Source organism: Eikenella sp. Marseille-P7795, assembly GCF_916618725.1.
Lineage (GTDB): Bacteria > Pseudomonadota > Gammaproteobacteria > Burkholderiales > Neisseriaceae > Eikenella > Eikenella longinqua.
In genome coordinates this window covers 63,088-82,896 of sequence record NZ_CAKAJZ010000002.1, presented here as the reverse complement: position 1 = coordinate 82,896, position 19,809 = coordinate 63,088, and the positions used below count along the sequence as shown (strand labels likewise).

Sequence of the window (19,809 nt, the reverse complement as noted above, 5' to 3'; positions counted from 1 at the left end):
AGTTCTCCGCACCCCAACACAATGCTATAATTCGCAAATTTTTCCGCCGCCGCGCGGTGTTACCCTTTCAGAAAGACAACATGGCAGCCTTCAACACACAAACAGTTTTGTCCGTCCACCACTGGACCGACGCCTACTTCACCTTCACCTGCACCCGCGACGACAGCCTGCGTTTTGAAAACGGCCAGTTCGTGATGGTCGGCCTGCTGGTGGACGGCAAACCCCTGATGCGCGCCTACAGCGTCGCCTCCGCCAACTGGGAAGAGCACCTCGAATTCTTCAGCATCAAAGTGCCCGACGGCCCTCTCACCAGCCGCCTGCAACACCTCAAAGTGGGCGACGAAGTGCTCATCAGCAAAAAGCCCACCGGCACCCTGATTTGCGGCGATCTCAACCCCGGCAAACACCTCTACCTGCTCTCCACCGGCACCGGCATCGCCCCGTTTTTGAGCATCACCAAGGATCCGGAAGTGTATGAGCAGTTTGAAAAAGTGATCCTCGTGCACGGCGTGCGCTACAAAAAAGACCTCGCCTACTACGACCGCTTCACCCAAGAGCTGCCCAACCACGAATACCTAGGCGAAATGATCCGCGAAAAGCTCATCTACTACCCCATCGTGTCGCGCGAGCCCTTCCAACACGAAGGCCGCCTCACCGACCTGATGAAGAGCGGCAAACTGTTTGCCGACATCGGCCTGCCGCCCATCAACCCGCAAGACGACCGCGCCATGCTATGCGGCAGCCCGGCCATGCTCAAAGACACCAGCGACGTGCTCAACAGCTTCGGCCTCACCGTGTCGCCCAAAATGGGGCAGCGCGGCGATTATCTGATCGAGCGCGCGTTTGTGGACCAATAAACGCCGGCTTGCCGCGATAAACCGAAAGGCTACCTGAAAATTTTAGCTTCGCAGAAACTCGCGGAGCTCGTTTTAACTACGTTGAAGCTTGCGCTTTCAGGTAGCCTTTTTCAGGTAGCCTTAAAGCTGCCGCTTGTTTTGCAGCCAGTTTGTTAATCCACTATATTGCTTGTTTGAACACCCGTTTCAGCCATAGCAGGCAACACAAAGGCTACCTGAAAAATGTCCGCACTTTTCAGGTAGCCTTTTGGTGTGGGTTGGCTGCTAAGCTTTGGGCGCAGGTTCTTCTTCTGCGGTAGATTCTGCTTCGGCGGCAGTTTCCGCAGCGGGCTCGGCTGCCGGGGCGCTGTCGGCGGCGGGCGCTTCGGCAGGCTGGGCGGCGAGCTCGACGCTGGCGGTGTTCGGCGCGGGGTTGAACACGGGCGCATCGGCGGCGGCATCGGCTTCGTCTAAGTCGTTTTGCTGGGGCACGGGCGCATTGTACGGCACCAGCTGGATGCGCTGCTCGGGCGCGTCTGCCGCATCGGGGGCTTCGGCGTCGGCGAGGTAAGACAGGGTGATGGTTTGGCCGCTGCGCTGCTCGATTTGGCTGCGGTAGGCTTCGGGCGTCATCAGCTCTTCGGCGCCGCGGCTGAGCTGGGCAAACACGTTTTGGTAGCTGCGGGTGAGCTCGTCCACGGCGTCGGCGGTGTCGATAAAGTGGTGGTTTACGGCTTCGCGGTAGTCTTGCAGGGCTTTTTTTGCTTCTTCCAATTCGGCTTGCTGCTTGCGGTTGCCGCGTTTGAGCAAGAGGGTGATGAGGACGCCGATAAGGAAGCCGCCGAGGCCGGCCAGCAGAAGTTGGGTGATGAGCGGCAGATTGTTCATGTGGTTTCTCCTTGGAAATAGACGGGCGCAGATGCGCTATTGTATAGCAATTTTCGGGCGGGCCGATAGGGCGGGATAGGCGGATTGTGCCGCAGCGGGCATAAGCGCCGCAGCCGGGAGCGCCCCAATGGCCGGCCTGCTGCAAATTCTCGGGCAGCTTCAAGCGTTTTCGGCTAAAATGCGCAGTTCGGTTTCGGCAGCGCGCCTAATATTTTTAACTGCGTTGAAGCTCACGCTTTAGCTTCGCAGAAACTCAGCCTTGGCATTACCAAGACATCATTTTCAGGTAGCCTGCTTTGCCGATTCCGCCTTATCCGCATAACGACAGCACACTTAACTGCCCGGCCATTATGAACAATATCCGCAATTTCTCCATCATCGCCCACATCGACCACGGCAAATCTACGCTGGCCGACCGCTTCATCCAATACTGCGGCGGCTTGGAAAACCGCGAAATGAGTTCGCAGGTTTTGGACAGCATGGATATCGAAAAAGAGCGCGGCATCACGATTAAAGCGCAAACCGCCGCGCTGCAATACAAAGCCAAAAACGGCGAAACCTATCTGCTTAACCTAATCGACACCCCCGGGCATGTGGATTTCTCCTACGAAGTCTCCCGTTCGCTCTCCGCCTGCGAAGGTGCGCTCTTGGTGGTGGACGCATCGCAGGGCGTGGAAGCGCAAACCGTGGCCAACTGCTACACCGCCATCGATTTGGGCGTGGAAGTGGTGCCTGTGTTGAACAAAATCGACCTGCCCGCCGCCGACCCCGACCGCGTGGCGCAGGAAATCGAAGACATCATCGGCATCGACGCGGTGGACGCGGTTACCTGCTCCGCCAAAAGCGGTTTGGGCGTGGAAGACGTGCTGGAAGAGATTGTGGCCAAAGTGCCCGCGCCTTCGGGCAGCCCGGATGAGCCTTTGCAGGCCATGATTATCGATTCGTGGTTCGACAATTATGTGGGCGTGGTAATGCTGATCCGCGTGAAAAACGGCATCATCAAGCTGAAAGACAAAGTGCGCTTCATGAGCACCAAGGCCGAAACCTTGGTGGAGCAGCTTGGCGTGTTCACGCCGAAATCATTGCCGAAACAGCAGCTTTCTGCCGGTGAAGTGGGCTTTTTGGTTACCGGCATCAAGGAGCTGGGTTCGGCCAAAGTGGGCGACACGGTAACGCTCGCCGCCAATCCCGCCGCCGAGCCGCTGCCCGGCTTCAAAGAAGTGCAAAGCCAGGTGTTTGCCGGGCTGTATCCCGTGGAAAGTCACGACTACGAAGCCCTGCGCGATGCGTTGGAAAAGCTGCAACTGAATGATGCCTCATTGAAATTCGAGCCGGAAGTATCGCAAGCGCTGGGCTTCGGCTTCCGCTGCGGCTTCCTCGGCCTCTTGCATATGGAAATCGTGCAGGAACGCCTAGAGCGCGAATTCGACATGGATTTGATCACCACCGCGCCCACCGTGGTGTATGAAGTGATTTTAAAAACCGGTGAGCATATCGAAGTGGAAAATCCGTCCAAACTGCCGGATTTGGCCACGGTGGAATCCATCCTGGAGCCGATTATCACCGCCACCATCCTCGTGCCGCAAGAATATGTGGGCAACGTGATGACGCTGTGCAACCAGAAGCGCGGCGTGCAGCTCAATATGCAGTATCTCGGCCGTCAGGTGATGCTCACTTACGATCTGCCGATGAACGAAGTGGTGATGGACTTTTTCGACAAGCTCAAATCCACCTCACGCGGCTATGCCTCGCTCGACTACCATTTCAAAGAATTCCGCGCCGCCAACCTGGTGAAATTAGACATTATGGTGAACGGCGACAAGGTGGACGCGCTTAGCCTGATTGTGCACCGCCAAAACGCCGTGCACCGCGGCCGCGAGCTGGCGGCGAAAATGCGCGAGCTGATTCCGCGCCAAATGTTCGACATCGCCGTGCAGGCCGCCATCGGCAGCCAGATTATCGCCCGCGAAAACGTGAAGGCGCTGCGCAAAAACGTGCTGGCCAAATGCTACGGCGGCGACATCACGCGCAAGAAAAAACTGCTGGAAAAACAAAAAGCCGGTAAAAAGCGCATGAAGCAGGTGGGCAATGTGGAAATCCCGCAAAGCGCGTTTTTGGCGATTTTGCAGGTGGGAGACAAATAACCGCATTCAGGCTACCTGAAAACGGGATGACTGACTATGGAAACTCGGGTTCAAAAAACCGAACGCTTAATCCGCGAAATCAACCGCATCCACGCACAATATTTGCAGGATTATTTTGAAACGGGCAAGGTGCAGAAAATCAATCTGTCGCACACGCTGAAAAATGTGACGATTGAACATATTTTGTCCTACCGCCTGAATCTGCATGAGGCGATTAACGACTATTTGGCCTTTGCCGATATGCGCGGCATCGATTTTTTCTACCGAGTGAAAACTGCCGAAAGCATTCATGACAAAATCAGCCGCTATCTGGCGCGGGACAACCAATATCCCGTAAACAATATCCTAAACGACATTTTCGGTGCGCGTGTGATTCTGCCTTCCGAGAGCGTGGCGGAAATTATGGAAAAATTGGATGTCTGGAAAGCAGAATACGGCTTAAAAAACTGGTATCTGCGCGATGTGGACGGCTATATTGGCATCCATATTTATTTCAAAAACGGTAGTAATTTCTACTACCCTTGGGAATTGCAAGTGTGGGATGAGAAAGATGTCAAAGCCAATATTGAGAGCCATATGGCATATAAACGCCTGTTTGTGAAATAACGTACTATCCCAGCGTGGGAATAACAGTGGCCTAAATTCTAGGGAAGTCGATTTATGAAAACCCTTTTTTCAATGCTGGCAGTTTGTGCGGCTTCCGCTGCCTGTGCCGCGCCCAATCCGCAGCCGGAGAAGCCGGGGAAACCGAACCGCTGGCCGTTTCCGCCGCGCCGGAAGTATTGGCGCAATTCCGACAATTCTGCCCAGACGGCACGCCCGTGCTGTTTTTGAACGGAGACAATCCCCGCTATCAGTATTTTCAGGTAGCCTGCCGCGAGGTAAACGGCGAAACGGCCTACGGCTTCGGCATCGGGCGGGGCAGGTGATAGGTAATATATTGATTTATCGAGACTGTCGGTTTCAGGTGGCCTGATTACAGGGGGTGCGAGCTTATGGGGAAAATTCGGATACAGAAACGTTCACCGAAACCGCCTGTTCGCCATTACTGGTGGCGCTGGTTGTATTCCTTGGTTGCTTTAACTTCTCCGGTATGGATGCCGATTTTTTGGCTTGCTATGTCTAATTTTCCCTTGTCACGGGAAATGTTGAGCGATGGTATGGTTGAAATAACCTTGTATTCCATGCTGATTTTGCCATTCACACCACTGTAGTATATGGAGAAGTGTGGCGAGGTTGGTTTATTTTGTGGTTTTACTTGGTATGGCACCTTTTCTTGCCTTTGCTGCTTTTGTCCTCGGTTGGGGAGTGTTGCAGACATATTTCGGCTCATGAATTGGCAAATTAGGTTCAGATGGTTTGAGATACATGAAAGTAGATTTTTTTTCGCAAAAGTAGTAATCTTGACGCATGTTATTTGTAGGAGCCCATCATGCAAATCATGACTTGCCAAGACTTCAACCGCTACACCAACAAAGCGCAAAGCCTGGCTGACCGCGAGCCCGTGATTATTACCAAATACGGCAAACCTGCCTATATTTTGCAGGCTTATCAAGAAGATAATCAGAAAAAACAGCCCGAGACCCTGGCTGAATGGTTTGGTTGCGCCAATCCCGAGGTAGCCGAAACCAATTGGGATGTGTCGCCGCGCAGTGCCAGGCAACGGAAACAATTGGACTGGGGCGGCGAATAAATGTATCTACTAGATACCAATATCTTTCGAGAATTGCGTTTGTTGCCTAAAGGCAAGGCCAATCCGAATGTGGCGGCTTGGGCACAAACCATTAAAACAGAACAATTTTTTACCAGTGTAGTGGTGGCGATGGAAATTGAGCGCGGGGTGCTGGGGATGGCCAATAAAGATCCGGCCCAAGGCGTGGTGCTCCGCCAATGGTTTGAGCATACGTTCAAACCATCGATGCACGGGCGGATTTTGGGCATAGACGATATCACCGCCGCTATTTGCGCCACCCTGCATATTCCGGATAAATCGCCCGAAAACAACTCCTGGATTGCCGCCACCGCCATGCAGCACCGCCTCACTTTGGTTACGCGCAATACTGCAGATTTTGCCGGCATGGGCGTGGCATTATTGAATCCGTTTGATTTTCAGGTAGCCTCTCTCTAAGAAGACCGCAACATAGGAACAAAATTAAAGTGGAACAATCCAACACAATCCTCTATGCCGCCATCGCCGCCTTGGTTGCCGGTATCGTGCTGTTTGCCGCGAGCGGGAAAACGCGGCAGAACAACGGCGAATGGAGCGGCGGCCTGCAATGGGGCTACCTTTTGATGATGGTGGGTGCCTTCGGCCTGCTGGCCAAAGTGATTAGCCTCACCGCCGTGCTGCTGATTTTGGTGCTGCTCACCGGCGCGGTGTGGCTGTGGGCGCGGATGGCGCGCAAGCAGCGGCGGCAAGCGCCCGGCTACAGCGCCGAAACCGACCGCGACGACAACCATTTTCGCGACTACATGGGCAGCTTTTTCCCGCTGATTTTGGTGGTGTTTGTGTTGCGCACCTTTGTGGCCGAGCCTTTCCAGATTCCTTCCAGCTCGATGCGGCCGGGGCTGGTGAAGGGCGATTTTGTGCTGGTGAACAAGTTCACCTACGGCATCCGCGTACCGGTGTTGAACAATGTGCTGATTCCGGTGGGGCAGGTGCAGCGCGGCGATGTGGTGGTGTTCAACTATCCCGTAAACCCCGACATCAACTACATCAAGCGCATCGTCGGGCTGCCGGGCGACGTGGTGGAATACCGCAATAAGGTGCTGACGGTAAACGGCAAAACCGAGCAGGATACCTTCACCGCCGCCTACAGCTATCCCGATGATTTCAATGCAAACAGAATCTTGGAAGCCGCCCGTTTTACGGCTAACTGGGAAGGCCGGCAGTTTGAAGTGCTGAAAAACGAAGACGCACCCACGGTGTCCATCCCCTTCCTCGCCCAATCGGCCAACGATTTCGCCCAAAGCGGCTACCAAAGCGGCCTGCGCGAACATTGCGAATACGAGGCAGACGGCAGCGGCTTCAAATGCACCGTGCCGGCAGGCAAATATTTCGCTATGGGCGACAACCGCGACAGCAGCGCCGATTCGCGCTACTGGGGCTTTGTGGACGACAAACTGCTGGTGGGTAAGGCATTTTTCGTGTGGATGAACGTGGGCGACAGGTCGCGCATCGGCAATTCCATCCGCTAAGAGCCGACACGGCAAAAGGCTACCTGAAGACGAAGCGCAGCGCAGTCTGTGCGAAGCTAAAGTTTTTCAGGTAGCCTTATATATTGCGCCCCGTTAACAAACCTTATCAAAGGTTATGTTATCGGGGTTTTTTTAAGCCCCGCCATTTCAAAACAGCCAAGCAAAGGGGCTTAAATCATGAAACTTCAATTACCTACCTATCCCAATATCACGGCCACGATTGGCAGACCGAAAGACGGCCTGTTTTACGAAGTCACGTTGATTCTGCACATCACGCCGGAGCGCGGCCACATTCTTTATTCCGAAATAGTAGAACTCGAATCAGAAGACGTCGTACCCGAATTGCTCGACAGCTATTCATTGTACGTAATCGACGCAATCGAACTGGGCATTCCCTTCTTCCGCAGCATTACCGAATCCGAAGTTGTGCGCCTCGTACCGGAGGAGTGCGTGCTATGAGCAAGCGCAAATATCAGCTACCGGAAGCATCAGATATTGATGCCATCATTGCAGCAGCCAGCATGCGGCCTGAACCCGCCTGTGCCGCCGCGCGCAAGATTAGGCCGTTCATTATTGCCGGCGCCTGGCTGGTGGCCGCCTTCTTCGTTGCCCGCGTGGTACGTCAGGAAGTGTAGCAACGTTTCCGCCTGGCCGTTCGAATCCTCCCGCAATCCTCACTAAGACCAGTGAAGTTTCTCTCCGCCTTGGAACATACCGTCGCGTTTCAGATAGCCCGCGTCGTCGGTGTCGCCCACGCGGCGGGCGTATTCTTCGCGAGTTTCGGAGAATTTGTCGGGATAAATGAAGGAATCGTTGCCGGTGTTGTAAGGCGGGTCGATGTAGATCATCTTCACGCTGCCGACGTAGGATTTTTGCAGGATTTTCAGGGCTTCGAGGTTTTCGGCTTCGATAAAGAGATTTTGCGTGCCGCTCCAATCCACGCTTTCGCTTTGGCAGGGCGCGAGGGTGTGGGATGCGGGCGATTGCAGCGTGCGGTAGGCATCGCTTTTGCCCGCCCAGTCGAGCCGGTAGCGTTCGCCTGTGTGGGCAAGGTTATCTTCGCCCAGCACGAGTTTGAGCTTTTCCCAGTCGACCTGTTCTTCGCAGAAGGCTTCGGGAAAGATTTTTTTGAGTTGTAATAATCTGTTTTTGTTGGGATTATTTTCTAGATTTGGTATAATTTCGGTTCGGTTCGGTTCGGTTCGGTTCGCCATAACTGCGTCTTTCTAATGTATCGGACGGAGCTGCCGATTCTAGCGTGGTTTGTGCAGTGTTGCCATGCTGGTGTTTATTCTTGTGAGCAACAGGCTACCTGAAAACGAGTTTTGCGAGTTTCTGCGAAGCTAAATTTTTCAGGTAGCCTGTTGTTTGGTGTGCAGGCATGGCGGATTTATTCGCTGCTTTCGCCGTGCGGCTTGAGCCGGTAGGCGCAGACGATGGTGAGGATGCCGACGGCCAGGGCGAAGCTCATGCTGAGGTGGATGCCGTTGAGCATGGCCTGTTGCGGGCTGCTGCCGCCGGAGAGATGTTCGCCGATGTTGGTGGTGCCCACGAAGAAGGCGGCTCCGATGGCGCCGGCGATGGGGTTGATGGTGGTGATGATGGCGGCGCCGTGCGGGTTGAGGTGTTTGGGCAGGGCGTTGAGGCCGTGGGTTTCGCCGGTGATGCAGGCGGATACGGCCACGGCCATCAGGGCAAACATGGCGGAGAGGGCGGCGGTTTGGGTGTCGATTTTCAAGTAGCCCCACAATACGGCCAGCGAGGCGGTGAGCAGGATGGTGGCGGGCAGCACCACGAAGCGACCGCCTTTTTTATCCAGCAGTTTACCAAACAGCGGCGCGGCGCAGGCTTGGGCGATGCTGGCGGGCATCAGGATGAGGCCGGTGGCCGTGCCGGTGAGCAGCAGCACCTGCTGGGTGTAGATGGGCACCATCAGCTCGAGGCCGAGAAACAGGAAATAGGAGCAGGCGAGGATGGCCAGGCACAGGCTGAACTGGCTGTATTGCAGTGCGCGTAGGTTGAGCAGCGGCGTGGCAATGTGAAACTGGCGGCGCACAAACCAGCCGATGAGCAGCACGGAGCCGGCCAGGAGCAGGGCAAACTCGGCCAAGGGCAGCGCAGCGAAGTTGCTGCACGCATACACCAGCCCGCCGAAGCCGCCGATGGAAAGCAGGGCGGAGGGGATGTCGATTTTCGGGCGGGTGATGGGGTTGAGATTGACGCTGAGGTATTTGCCCACGAGAAACATGGCCGCGAGCATAAACGGCGCGGTGGCGGCGAAGAGCACGCGCCAGTGGGTGTGGTCGATGATGATGCCGGAGAGGGTGGGGCCGAGCGCGGGGGCGGCGGTGAACATCATGGTGATCACGCCCATGGCCGTGCCGCGCCGGTTGGGCGGGAAGATATTGAGGATGCCGTTAAACAGCAGCGGCACGAAAAACGCGGCGGATATGGCCTGCACCATGCGCCCGGCCAGCAGCACGCCGAAATTGGGCGCGAGCGCGCAAATCAGCGAGCCGGCGAGGAAGGTGGCTTGGGTGATGAGTACCATTTTGCGCGTTTCAAACCATTGGATCACGCCGGCGGTAATCGGCGTGAACGCGCCCATCACCAAGAGGAAGCCGGTGGTGAGCCATTGGGCGGTGGTTTTGTCGATGTGGAAATCGCGCATGATGGGCGTGAGCGCCACGTTGAGCAGGGTGTCGTTCAGGTAGCCGAAGAAGGCGCCGATAAAGAGCGTGGCCACGATGGTTTTGGCAGGGAAGCCCTCGCGGTCGGCGAAGTATTCATGTTGGGCGGCGGAATCGGTGTGTTGCATAAAGCGTTCTTTCTTATTGTGGAATGGATTGCTGCTGTATAGAGGCTACCTGAAAACGCGGGCTGGGGCGCAGCGAAAAGGCTACCTGAAAAATAGGGGTTTCGGCGCAGCCAGGCTATGCAGCCAAACCCGGGCAGGTGGGCAGGGCAAACGGCAGATTCTACGCCATTTCGTCGGCCAAAGCCCGCACGGCCAGCATATCGCGGGCCACATGGTTGGCGAAGGGCTGCGGCTCGGCGCGGCTGCCGAACCACACCGTGCGCATGCCCAGCGCCTTGGCTGCTTGCAGGTTGGCGGCGCTGTCGTCCACCAAGATGCATTGCTGCGGCGGCACGGCCAGCGCGGCGCACACCAAACGGAAAGATTGCGGCTGCGGCTTGTGGTGCAGGGCTAGGTCGTCCACGCCGAACAGCGCGTCGAAATGGCCGCCCAAACCCATCGCCTCAACCAAGGCGCGCACGTAAAACGCGGGGCCGTTGGAAAACACGGCTTTGCGGCCGGGCAGGGCAGCAAGCGCTTCGGCGGCGTGCGGCATGGCTTGCAGCGCGGCCAGGAGTTCGGGCAGGTGGTGGCTTTGGCGCAGGAAGTCGGCGGGGCGGATGTGCGGGTGGTGCCGCTGCAAACCGCCGAGCGTGGCGCCGTAGTGACGCCAGTAGTGTTCGCGCAGGTCGGAGGCTTCGGGCAGGCTCAGGCCGAGCTCGCGCGCCATGAAGGCGGTCATGCGGCGGTTGATGAGCAGGAAGATGCCCGCATCGGCGCGGTGCAGAGTGTCGTCTAAATCAAACAGCCAAACGGGCTGGGGCGGCGGCATAAAGGCTACCTGAAAAATAGAAAGGCGGGATTATAGCTAAAGCACTTATTTCTTCATACGGCGTTGGCTCGCCTTGCCGTATCGCTCATACTGCCTGCGGCTCGCCGCCTGGTATGCAGAAATAATTGCTTCAGCTCCATATAGCGCCTGCCCGCCAATGCTGCCGTTTGCTGCTATAATCACGCCGATTCTTACAACCGATTATCACTTAGGAGATTGCTATGGCTTTGGTATCCATGCGCCAGCTTTTGGACCACGCCGCCGAACACGGCTACGGCCTGCCCGCCTTTAATGTGAACAACTTGGAACAGATGCGCGCCATCATGGAAGCGGCCGACCAAGTGAATGCGCCCGTGATCGTGCAGGCTTCTGCCGGCGCGCGCAAATACGCCGGCGCGCCCTTCTTGCGCCACCTGATTTTGGCGGCGGTGGAAGAATTTCCGCACATTCCCGTGGTGATGCACCAAGACCACGGCGCCTCGCCCGATGTGTGCCAACGCTCCATCCAGCTCGGCTTCAGCTCGGTGATGATGGACGGCTCGCTCCTGGCCGACGGCAAAACTCCGTCTAGCTACGAATACAACGTGGACGTTACCCGCACCGTGGTGAACTTCTCCCATGCCTGCGGCGTATCCGTGGAAGGCGAAATCGGCGTGTTGGGCAACCTGGAAACCGGTGAAGCGGGCGAAGAAGACGGCGTGGGCGCCGCCGGCAAGTTGAGCCACGACCAAATGCTCACCAGCGTGGAAGACGCCGTGCGCTTCGTAAACGACACCGGCGTGGACGCGCTCGCCATCGCCGTGGGCACCAGCCACGGCGCGTATAAGTTTACCCGCCCGCCCACAGGCGACGTGCTGCGCATCGACCGCATTAAAGAAATCCACGCCGCCCTGCCGAACACGCACATCGTGATGCACGGCTCCAGCTCCGTGCCGCAGGAATGGCTGAAAGTGATCAACGAATACGGCGGCGACATCGGCGAAACCTACGGCGTGCCGGTGGAAGAAATCGTGGAAGGCATCAAACACGGCGTGCGCAAGGTGAATATCGACACCGACCTGCGTCTGGCCAGCACCGGCGCTATCCGCCGCTTCCTGGCCGAACACCCCAGCGAGTTCGACCCGCGCAAATACCTGGCCAAAACCATCGAAGCCATGAAAGGCATCTGCCTCGCACGCTACCAGGCTTTCGGCTGCGAAGGCATGGCGGATAAAATCAAACCCGTTTCGCTGGAAAAAATGGCCACCCGCTACGCCAAAGGCGAGCTAAACCAAGTGGTGGTGAAGTAAACCTTTGATTGAATGAATGGCAACAGGCTACCTGAAAAATTCCGCTTCGCAGAACATCGCAAAGCTTGTTTCAGGTAGCCTGTTTGGTTTGGGGAAACGGGGTTTGCAGAGTAATCATCATCCGGCTGCCGAAGAAAGGCTACCTGAAAAACGATGCCTCGGTTTAGCCAAGGCGGAATCTCTGCCAAACTAAAACGTCGCTTCCAAGGAAGTGAAAATACCGCGCAGCATTTTCAGGTAGCCCTCCGCCTCCGGGCGCATACCATGAATTTCTCCGCCCCATCCGCTATAATCAACATAATTTAACAAGCAAGCCGCCTATGAACCAGCCCGCCTCCGTGGGGATCGTTGCCCCGCAAACCATCGCCTTCGAACAGCCCTTCACCCTGCAAAACGGCCACACCCTGCCGCGTTTCGACCTGATCACCGAAACCTACGGCACGCTCAACGAGAGTAAATCCAACGCCATCCTCATCTGCCACGCCCTCTCCGGCACGCACCACGTGGCCGGCCGCCACAGCCCGGCCGACAAACACCCCGGCTGGTGGGACAACATGGTTGGCCCCAACAAGCCGGTAGACACCAACCGCTTCTTCGTGGTCGGGCTCAATAATCTCGGCGGCTGTGCCGGCAGCAGCGGCCCCCTGAGCACCAACCCCGCCACCGGCCAGCCCTACGGCTCCGATTTCCCCGTGGTAACCGTGAAAGACTGGGTGCGCTCCCAAGCGCTCCTGGCCGACCATTTCGGCATCAAACAATGGGCGGCGGTGATGGGCGGCAGCCTCGGCGGCATGCAGGCCCTGCAATGGGCCATCGACTTCCCCGAGCGCGTGCGCCACGCCCTGGTGATTGCCTCCGCGCCCAAATTGTCCACCCAAAACATCGCCTTCAACGACGTTGCCCGCCAAGCCATCCTCACCGACCCCGATTTCCACGAAGGCCACTACGCCTGCCGCCAAGCCGTGCCGCGCCGCGGTCTGCGCATTGCCCGCATGATGGGGCACATCACCTATCTGGCCGAAGACGGGCTGGGCAAAAAGTTTGGCCGCCAGATGAAAAGCGGCGAGCTGCAATATGGCTACGGCATTGAATTTGAAGTGGAAAGCTATCTGCGCTACCAAGGCGACAAATTTGCCGACCGCTTCGATGCCAACACTTATCTCTTGATGACCAAGGCGCTGGATTATTTCGATCCCGCCGCCGATTTCGGCCACAGCCTCCAAGCCGCCCTCGCCGGCGTGCAGGCCAAATTCTTCGTGGCCAGCTTCAGCAGCGACTGGCGCTTCGCCCCCGAGCGCTCGCACGAGCTGGTGAAAGCCCTGATTGGTGCCAAGAAAAACGTGCAATACATCGAAATCGAATCCTCCCACGGCCACGACGCCTTCCTGATGGAAGACGAGCCCTACTTGAAAGCCGTGAAAGCCTATATCGATAATATCCACAAGGAGTTGGCGCATGAATCTGCGTGACGACCTGCAACTGATCTACGACTGGATTCCCGAGGGCAGCCGCGTGCTCGATTTGGGCTGCGGCGACGGCGAGCTGCTGCAAGCCCTGGTAACGCATAAAAGCTGCACCGGCTACGGCGTGGAAATCGACACTGGCAGCGTGATTGCCGCCATCGGCCGCGGCGTGAACGTGATCCAGGCGGACTTGGAGCAAGGCCTGCAAGCCTTCGGCGACGGCAGCTTCGACATTATCGTGCTCAGCCAAACCATCCAGGCCATGCAAAACGTGGAAACCATCTTGCGCGACCTCACCCGCGTGGCCAAGCAAGCCATCGTCACCTTCCCCAACTTCGGCTATTGGCGCAACCGCTTCCAGCTGGTGTTCGGCGGTCACATGCCCGTGAGCGAGCGCATGCCCTACGATTGGTACGACACGCCCAACATCCATTGGTGCACCCTGAGCGATTTCGACCGCCTGTGCGCCAAAAACCGCATCCGCGTGCTCGAACGGGCGGTGATGGCCGGCGGCCAGCGCGTGCAATACCTGCCCAACCTGCTGGGCAGCCTGGCGTTTTACCGCGTGGGCTGAACGATTGCTTTGCCTTTGGATTTGCGGGTTTACCCGATGATTTAGAAAGATTATTCAAATCCGCACAAGATGGCTTTTATTTAAGCCAGGTCAAAGTTGCGGCGGCGGTGAAACGTATAATTAAGTAAAAATATTCGTTTGTTTTGTAAGAATAGGGAGATTGGATACTTATGCTACGCAATTTTTCAGACAAGCTGGCCGCCAGCGACGACAAAGGCGACTTCGAGCTCAACTGCCTGATGATGATCATCGAAGACAAAGCCCGCCACCAATGGGCTGCCCGCTTGAAAGTGACCAAAAAATACAACGACAGCAATGCCCGCACCACGCTGCTGGAAAAGTTTGAAAAAGACATGGCGCACGAAATCGACGCGCAGCGCTTCGTGTTGGACGAACTGGAGGAATATCCGGAATTCCGCAGCAAAGTGCTGGAGGGCTTCCAGCTTTAAGCTGCCGCTGTGATACCAACGAGGCTACCTGAAAATTTTCGCTTCGCAGAAACTTTGCTGCGCTGCGTTTTCAGGTAGCCTTTATTTTTGCCGGGTTGTTGGGTTTGCCAACCGGATAAGGCTACCTGAAAAAATGAAACGGATTGGCTTGGGCGAAAGGTTGGTTGGCGTTTCGTTTGGGTTTCGCAGAAACCTTGCCTTGGCTGTGCCGAGACATCGCTTTAGCTTCGCGGCAACTCCGCCTTGGCTGCGCCAAGACATCGTTTTAGCTTCGCAGAAACTCAGCCTTGACTGCGCCAAGACATCGCTTTCAGGTAGCCTTTATTGTTGTATATCTCTTAAATAATCATTTAAAACCAGCTGGTTGTGCTATATATAATTTTTCCTTCTATCTAAGGTCAAAATCGGTCTTTCCGTTCTGCCTGCCGCTTCGCCTATGATAAGCGCACGGTTTTGGAGAACGAAAATGGACTATTTCCCCCTGTTTGCCGATTTGAAAGGCCGCTCCGTGTTGGTGGTGGGTGCGGGCGGCGTGGCGTTGCGCAAAATCAGCCTGCTGCTCAAATGTGGCGCGGCCATCCGCATTGCGGCGGAGTCGCTGCACCCGCAAATCCAATCGCTGCACGAAGCTGGGCGGGTGGAATGGGCGGCGCGTGCGTTTTCCCCCGAATTGCTCGACAGCGCCTTCCTCGCCGTGGCCGCCACCAACGATTCCGCCCTCAACGAGCAGGTGTTCCAAGCCGCGCAGCAGCGCCGCCTGCTGGTGAACACGGTGGACGACCCCGCCCGCTGCAATTTCATCTTCCCCTCCATCATCGACCGCCATCCCATCCAAATCGCCATTTCCAGCGGCGGCCAAGCGCCGGTGCTGGCGCGGCTGCTGCGCGAAAAGCTGGAAGCCTTGCTGCCGCAGGGCTTGGGCGTGATGGCGGGCATTGCCGGGCAGTGGCGCGGCCGCGTGAAAGCCAAACTCGGCAGCACGACGCAGCGCCGCCGCTTCTGGGAAAAGCTGTTCACTTCCGCCGCCTTCCAGAGGCTGGCCGACAGCCGCCGCAGTCGCGAGGCCGAATGCTTGGTGCGGCGGCAGCTGGCAGGCGATTGGCCGCAAACCGGCGAAGTGGCGCTGGTGGGCGCGGGGCCGGGCGATGCCGGGCTGCTCACGCTCAAAGGCTTGCAGCGCATTCAGGAGGCCGATGTAGTGCTATACGACGCGCTGGTGTCGGAACAGGTGCTGGAGCTGGTGCGGCGCGATGCCGACAAAATCTGCGTGGGCAAACGCGCACGGGGCGGCAGCGTGCCGCAGGAGGAAACCAACCGCCTGCTGGTGCGCTATGCCCTGGCCGGCAAACGCGTGGTGCGGCTCAAAGGCGGCGACCCGTTTGTGTTCGGGCGCGGCGGCGAGGAATTGGAAGCGCTGCGCGAGGCGGGCATTCCGTTTGAAGTGGTGCCCGGCATCACCGCCGCGCTGGGCGCCGCCGCCTATGCCGGCATCCCGCTCACCCACCGCGACCATGTGCACAGCGCCATGTTTATCACCGGCCACCGCAAAATCAACGCCGACGCGCCCGATTGGCAGGCGCTGGCGCAAAGCCGGCAAACGCTGGTGGTGTATATGGGCACGATTAAGGCTGCCGAGCTCTCGCGCGAACTCATCGCCCACGGCCGCGCCGCCGACACGCCCGCCGCCGTGGTCGGCTGCGGCACGCTGCCCGGGCAGCAGGTGTTTTCAGGTAGCCTCTCCGAGCTGCCTGAGCTGGCCGCGCAAGCGCCGCAGCCCGCTTTGCTGATCATCGGCGAAACCGCCGCGCTGCACCACCGTTTGGCTTGGTTTGGCGAGCAGCCCGCCTTGTCGGCCGACCGCAGCGGCTGGTATGTGCTGCCCGATGCCGGAGCAGAACGGCCGGCGGTGCATGCGGCCTGAGGAGCGCGTGATGAGCAAAGAAGAAATCATGGAATGGGTGCCAAGCAGCGTGTTTACCAAACCGAAGCTGTGGCAGATACCGCAGCCCTCTGCCGCCGCCTACCAGAGGCTACCTGAAAAAACCGCCGCGCTGCGCCGCCGCCTGCAAGACATCTACCAGCGCCACGGCCGGGTGAAACTCGCCAGCAGCCTGGCCGCCGAAGACATGGTGCTCACCGACCTGCTGGCCGCGCAATCGCTGCGGGTGGAAGTGTTTGTGTTGGAAACCGGCCGCCTCAACCGAGAGACCCTGGCGCTGGCCGACGAAGTGAGCAGCCGCTACCCCGATTTGAACCTGCGCCTGTATTACCCCGACGCCGAAGCCGTGGCCGCCTATGTAAACGAATTCGGCGCCAACGCGTTTTACGACAGCGTGGCATTGCGCCGGCAGTGCTGCCATATCCGCAAAGTGGAGCCGCTCAACCGCGCGCTGGCCGACGCCGACGCCTGGATTACCGGCTAGCGGCGCGGCCAATCCAGCACCCGCAGCCGCCTGCCCCTGGCCGAGCAAGACAGCGCGCGCGGTATCGCCAAATACAACCCGCTGGCCGACTGGAGCGAGCCAGACGTGTGGGCCTATGTGCTGCAACACCGCCTGCCCACCAACGCGCTCTACCGCCAAGGCTACCCCAGCATCGGCTGCGAGCCCTGCACCATGCCGGTGAAGGCCGGCGAAGACATCCGTTCCGGCCGCTGGTGGTGGGAAAACCGCGACAGCAAAGAATGCGGCCTGCACAAATAATCCCGCCGCAAAGGCTACCTGAAAGCGTCAGCTTCAACGAAGTTAAAACGATGTCTTGGCGCAGCCAAGGCGGAGTTTCTGCGAAGCTAAAGCCCACAGCCCGGGCATTCCTGACCGGCAACATATCCACAAAATTTTTCAGGTAGCCCCAAGCGCCCGCATACAGGCTACCTGAAACCAAAGGCAACCCAAACAAAAACCCTAAACCCGAAAGCCCGCCATGAGCGCCACCCTGCACAACGACCACCTCGACTGGCTCGAAGCTGAATCCGTCTACATCATCCGCGAAGTGCTGGCTGAATGCCGCCGCCCCGCCATCCTGTTTTCCGGCGGCAAAGACTCCGTCGTCCTGCTCGCCCTTGCCCGCAAAGCCTTCTCCGTGCCCGGGCGCAGCATCCCGCTGCCCTTCCCACTGCTGCACATTGACACCGGCCACAACTATCCCGAAGTCATCGCCTTCCGCGACGAAACCGCCCGCCGCGCCGGCGCACAGCTCATCGTGGGCAGCGTGGAAGACTCCATCGCCAAAGGCACCGTCGTGCTGCGCCGCGAAACCGACTCGCGCAACGCCGCCCAAGCCGTCACCCTGCTCGAAGCCATCGAAGAACACGGCTTCGACGCCCTGATGGGCGGCGCCCGCCGCGACGAAGAAAAAGCCCGCGCCAAAGAACGCATCTTCTCCTTCCGCGACGAATTCGGCCAATGGAACCCCAAAGACCAACGCCCCGAGCTCTGGTCGCTCTACAACGCCCGCCTGCACCACGGCGAAAACCTGCGCGTGTTTCCCATTTCCAACTGGACCGAGCTCGACGTGTGGCAATACATCGAACGCGAAAAACTCGCCCTGCCGCCAATCTACTACGCCCACCGCCGCCGAGTGGTGCACCGCCAAGGCCTGCTCGTGCCCGTAACCGAGCTCACCCCGCCGCGCGAAGGCGAAGCGATAGAAGAGCTTTCCGTGCGCTTCCGCACCGTGGGCGACATCTCCTGCACCTGCCCCGTGGCCAGCAGCGCCGCCACCCCCGCCGACATCATCGCCGAAACCGCCCTGGCCGACATTTCCGAGCGCAGCGCCACCCGCCTCGACGACCAAGTGAGCGAAGCCGCCATGGAGCAGCGCAAGAAACAAGGCTATTTCTAAAACCAAGCGCCCGATTTTGGCTTCGCAGCAACTCAGCCTTGCTTCGCAAAACATCGGTCCACTGCGTTGAAGCTTGTGCTTTCAGGTAGCCCCAAGCCCGCCGCATCCGCAGGCTACCTGAAAACGATGTCTTGGTTTAACCAAGACTGAGTTTCTGAGAAGCTAAAACAGATTACACCGTTTCAACAGCCGCACACAAAACACACCGCATCAGGCTACCTGAAAACCAACCCACCCCGAGAAAGCCCAGCCATGACCAGCCCCAACCGCCAAGCCCCCCTGCGCTTCATCACCGCCGGCAGCGTGGACGACGGCAAATCCACCCTCATCGGCCGCCTGCTCTACGACAGCAAAGCCCTGCTCGGCGACCAAATCCGCCGCCTCGAAAGCAGCCGCAGCCAAGGCGCCATCGACTTCTCCGCCCTCACCGACGGCCTCGAAGCCGAACGCGAGCAAGGCATCACCATCGACGTGGCCTACCGCTACTTCGCCACCGCCCGCCGCAAATTCATCATCGCCGACACCCCCGGTCACGAGCAATACACCCGCAACATGGTAACCGGCGCCTCCACCGCCCACGCCGCCGTATTGCTCATCGACGCCGCCCAGCTCGACTTCTCGCAGCAGCCGCTGCCATTATTGCCGCAAACCAAACGCCACTCCGCCATCCTGCGCCACCTGCGCTGCCCGCACATCATCGTGGCGGTAAACAAAATGGACCTGCTCGGCTTCAGCCAAGAGAAATTCAACGCCGTCGTGCAGGCCTACCGCGTCCTCGCCGACACCCTCGGGCTACCTGAAATCCGCTTCATCCCCATTTCCGCCCTCCACGGCGACAACATCGTCCACGCCAGCGAGCGTACTCCGTGGTATGGCGGTGGCACGCTGCTCTCCGTGCTGGAACAGCTGCCCGTGGGCGAAGGCGTGTCTGAAGCGCCGCAAGACTTCCACTTCCCCGTGCAGCTCGTGCAGCGCGCCGACGGCAGCAAGCAAGACGACTTCCGCGGCTACCAAGGCCGCATCGAAGCCGGCAGCGTGCGCGTGGGCGATCAAATCCGCGTCGAGCCCGCCGGCCTCGAAAGCAGCGTCAGCGAAATCATCAGCCTGCAAGGCAGCGCGGAGCAAGCCGCCGCCAGCCCCCTCGCGCCGCAGCGCCGCCTGGCCGCTACCCTGTGCTGGTTCGACAGCCGCCCCCTCACCCCCGCCCGCCGCTACCTGCTCAAACACAGCACCCGCACCGTGTCCGCCAAAATCACCGCCGTCCGCCGCGTGTGGGACGTGCACACCCTCAGCCACTCCGCCGGGCACAACACGCTGGAAATGAACGACCTGGGCGAAGCCGAGCTCTCCCTCGCCCAAGCCATCGTTTGCACCCCCTATGCCGCCAACCCCGACACCGGCGCCTTCATCCTCATCGACGACGCCACCAACCACACCGTGGCCGCCGGCATGATACTGGCCGACGGCGAAACCGCAGGCTAACGCCGCAAAGGCTA

Annotated in this window: 20 protein-coding genes and 2 pseudogenes; 17 read left to right on the top strand and 5 right to left on the bottom strand. The window is 58.6% G+C overall.

Features of this window, described 5'->3' with window-relative positions:
• Positions 1-80: 80 nt before the first annotated feature.
• Positions 81-857: a ferredoxin--NADP reductase gene (locus tag LG371_RS03755; RefSeq protein ID WP_067589643.1), complete on the top strand. Its 777-nt coding sequence runs from the start codon at positions 81-83 to the stop codon at positions 855-857.
• Between the two features lie 264 nt (positions 858-1,121).
• Here the strand turns inward: LG371_RS03755 and LG371_RS03750 are convergent, their stop codons facing one another.
• The gene (locus LG371_RS03750; protein WP_067589640.1) at positions 1,122-1,724 is read right to left on the bottom strand and encodes a YhcB family protein; all 603 of its coding nucleotides are present in this window, start codon (positions 1,722-1,724) and stop codon (positions 1,122-1,124) included.
• Positions 1,725-2,074: 350 nt separating this feature from the next.
• Here LG371_RS03750 and lepA point away from each other — a divergent pair, with 350 nt between their 5' ends.
• The 3 genes from lepA (at position 2,075) to LG371_RS03735 (ending at position 4,797) form a co-directional block, all read left to right on the top strand.
• Positions 2,075-3,868 carry a translation elongation factor 4 gene (gene lepA, locus LG371_RS03745; RefSeq protein WP_067589637.1) on the top strand — a complete coding sequence of 598 codons (1,794 nt, stop codon included), beginning with the start codon at positions 2,075-2,077 and terminating at the stop codon, positions 3,866-3,868.
• A gap of 36 nt (positions 3,869-3,904) precedes the next feature.
• On the top strand, positions 3,905-4,474 hold the full coding sequence (locus tag LG371_RS03740) for a GTP pyrophosphokinase (protein ID WP_225747782.1): 570 nt from the start codon (positions 3,905-3,907) through the stop codon (positions 4,472-4,474).
• Between the two features lie 83 nt (positions 4,475-4,557).
• Positions 4,558-4,797, top strand: a complete 240-nt coding sequence (locus LG371_RS03735; protein WP_225747781.1) for a hypothetical protein — start codon at positions 4,558-4,560, stop codon at positions 4,795-4,797.
• Between the two features lie 116 nt (positions 4,798-4,913).
• Here the strand turns inward: LG371_RS03735 and LG371_RS03730 are convergent, their stop codons facing one another.
• Positions 4,914-5,189 carry a hypothetical protein gene (locus LG371_RS03730; RefSeq protein WP_156503448.1) on the bottom strand — a complete coding sequence of 92 codons (276 nt, stop codon included), beginning with the start codon at positions 5,187-5,189 and terminating at the stop codon, positions 4,914-4,916.
• Between the two features lie 111 nt (positions 5,190-5,300).
• Between LG371_RS03730 and LG371_RS03725 the strand changes: the two genes are divergently transcribed.
• The 5 genes from LG371_RS03725 to LG371_RS03705 all read left to right on the top strand — a co-directional run bounded on the left by LG371_RS03725 (position 5,301) and on the right by LG371_RS03705 (position 7,701).
• Positions 5,301-5,561 (top strand): hypothetical protein, encoded by a 261-nt coding sequence (locus LG371_RS03725; protein WP_067589626.1) that lies wholly within the window; start codon positions 5,301-5,303, stop codon positions 5,559-5,561.
• Positions 5,562-5,996: a type II toxin-antitoxin system VapC family toxin gene (locus LG371_RS03720; RefSeq protein WP_067589624.1), complete on the top strand. Its 435-nt coding sequence runs from the start codon at positions 5,562-5,564 to the stop codon at positions 5,994-5,996.
• A gap of 29 nt (positions 5,997-6,025) precedes the next feature.
• On the top strand, positions 6,026-7,066 hold the full coding sequence (gene lepB / locus LG371_RS03715; protein ID WP_225747780.1) for a signal peptidase I: 1,041 nt from the start codon (positions 6,026-6,028) through the stop codon (positions 7,064-7,066).
• A gap of 177 nt (positions 7,067-7,243) precedes the next feature.
• Positions 7,244-7,525: a hypothetical protein gene (locus tag LG371_RS03710; protein WP_225747779.1), complete on the top strand. Its 282-nt coding sequence runs from the start codon at positions 7,244-7,246 to the stop codon at positions 7,523-7,525.
• Positions 7,522-7,701, top strand: a complete 180-nt coding sequence (locus LG371_RS03705) for a virulence factor TspB C-terminal domain-related protein (protein ID WP_225747778.1) — start codon at positions 7,522-7,524, stop codon at positions 7,699-7,701. The genes LG371_RS03710 and LG371_RS03705 overlap by 4 nt, the downstream gene beginning before the upstream one ends.
• A gap of 66 nt (positions 7,702-7,767) precedes the next feature.
• Here LG371_RS03705 and LG371_RS03700 read toward each other — a convergent pair.
• From LG371_RS03700 to LG371_RS03690, 3 genes and pseudogenes are all read right to left on the bottom strand, one after another.
• Positions 7,768-8,280 (bottom strand): annotated as a pseudogene (locus LG371_RS03700) (site-specific DNA-methyltransferase); the annotation flags it as partial.
• A gap of 176 nt (positions 8,281-8,456) precedes the next feature.
• Positions 8,457-9,884, bottom strand: coding sequence for an MFS transporter (locus tag LG371_RS03695; protein ID WP_067592506.1), 1,428 nt, complete (start codon positions 9,882-9,884; stop codon positions 8,457-8,459).
• Between the two features lie 160 nt (positions 9,885-10,044).
• A complete protein-coding gene (locus LG371_RS03690; protein ID WP_067592512.1) occupies positions 10,045-10,695 on the bottom strand; it encodes a pyrimidine 5'-nucleotidase in 651 nt (216 codons plus the stop codon).
• A 221-nt stretch (positions 10,696-10,916) separates the two neighbouring features.
• Between LG371_RS03690 and fba the strand changes: the two genes are divergently transcribed.
• From fba to LG371_RS03650, 8 genes and pseudogenes are all read left to right on the top strand, one after another.
• Entirely contained in the window at positions 10,917-11,984 is a 1,068-nt protein-coding gene (gene fba / locus LG371_RS03685; protein ID WP_067592514.1) for a class II fructose-bisphosphate aldolase, read from the top strand.
• A gap of 320 nt (positions 11,985-12,304) precedes the next feature.
• On the top strand, positions 12,305-13,453 hold the full coding sequence (locus tag LG371_RS03680) for a homoserine O-acetyltransferase (protein WP_067592520.1): 1,149 nt from the start codon (positions 12,305-12,307) through the stop codon (positions 13,451-13,453).
• Entirely contained in the window at positions 13,440-14,021 is a 582-nt protein-coding gene (metW, locus tag LG371_RS03675) for a methionine biosynthesis protein MetW (protein ID WP_067592522.1), read from the top strand. The genes LG371_RS03680 and metW overlap by 14 nt, the downstream gene beginning before the upstream one ends.
• A 170-nt stretch (positions 14,022-14,191) precedes the next feature.
• Complete coding sequence (locus LG371_RS03670; RefSeq protein WP_067592524.1) at positions 14,192-14,470, top strand: hypothetical protein; 279 nt, start codon at positions 14,192-14,194, stop codon at positions 14,468-14,470.
• Positions 14,471-14,906: 436 nt separating this feature from the next.
• Complete coding sequence (cysG, locus tag LG371_RS03665; protein ID WP_370632653.1) at positions 14,907-16,391, top strand: siroheme synthase CysG; 1,485 nt, start codon at positions 14,907-14,909, stop codon at positions 16,389-16,391.
• Between the two features lie 28 nt (positions 16,392-16,419).
• Positions 16,420-17,172, top strand: a pseudogene (locus LG371_RS03660) (phosphoadenylyl-sulfate reductase).
• A 220-nt stretch (positions 17,173-17,392) separates the two neighbouring features.
• Positions 17,393-18,313, top strand: a complete 921-nt coding sequence (gene cysD, locus LG371_RS03655; RefSeq protein ID WP_225747777.1) for a sulfate adenylyltransferase subunit CysD — start codon at positions 17,393-17,395, stop codon at positions 18,311-18,313.
• A 252-nt stretch (positions 18,314-18,565) separates the two neighbouring features.
• Entirely contained in the window at positions 18,566-19,795 is a 1,230-nt protein-coding gene (locus tag LG371_RS03650) for a sulfate adenylyltransferase subunit 1 (RefSeq protein WP_225747776.1), read from the top strand.
• Positions 19,796-19,809: the final 14 nt, after the last annotated feature.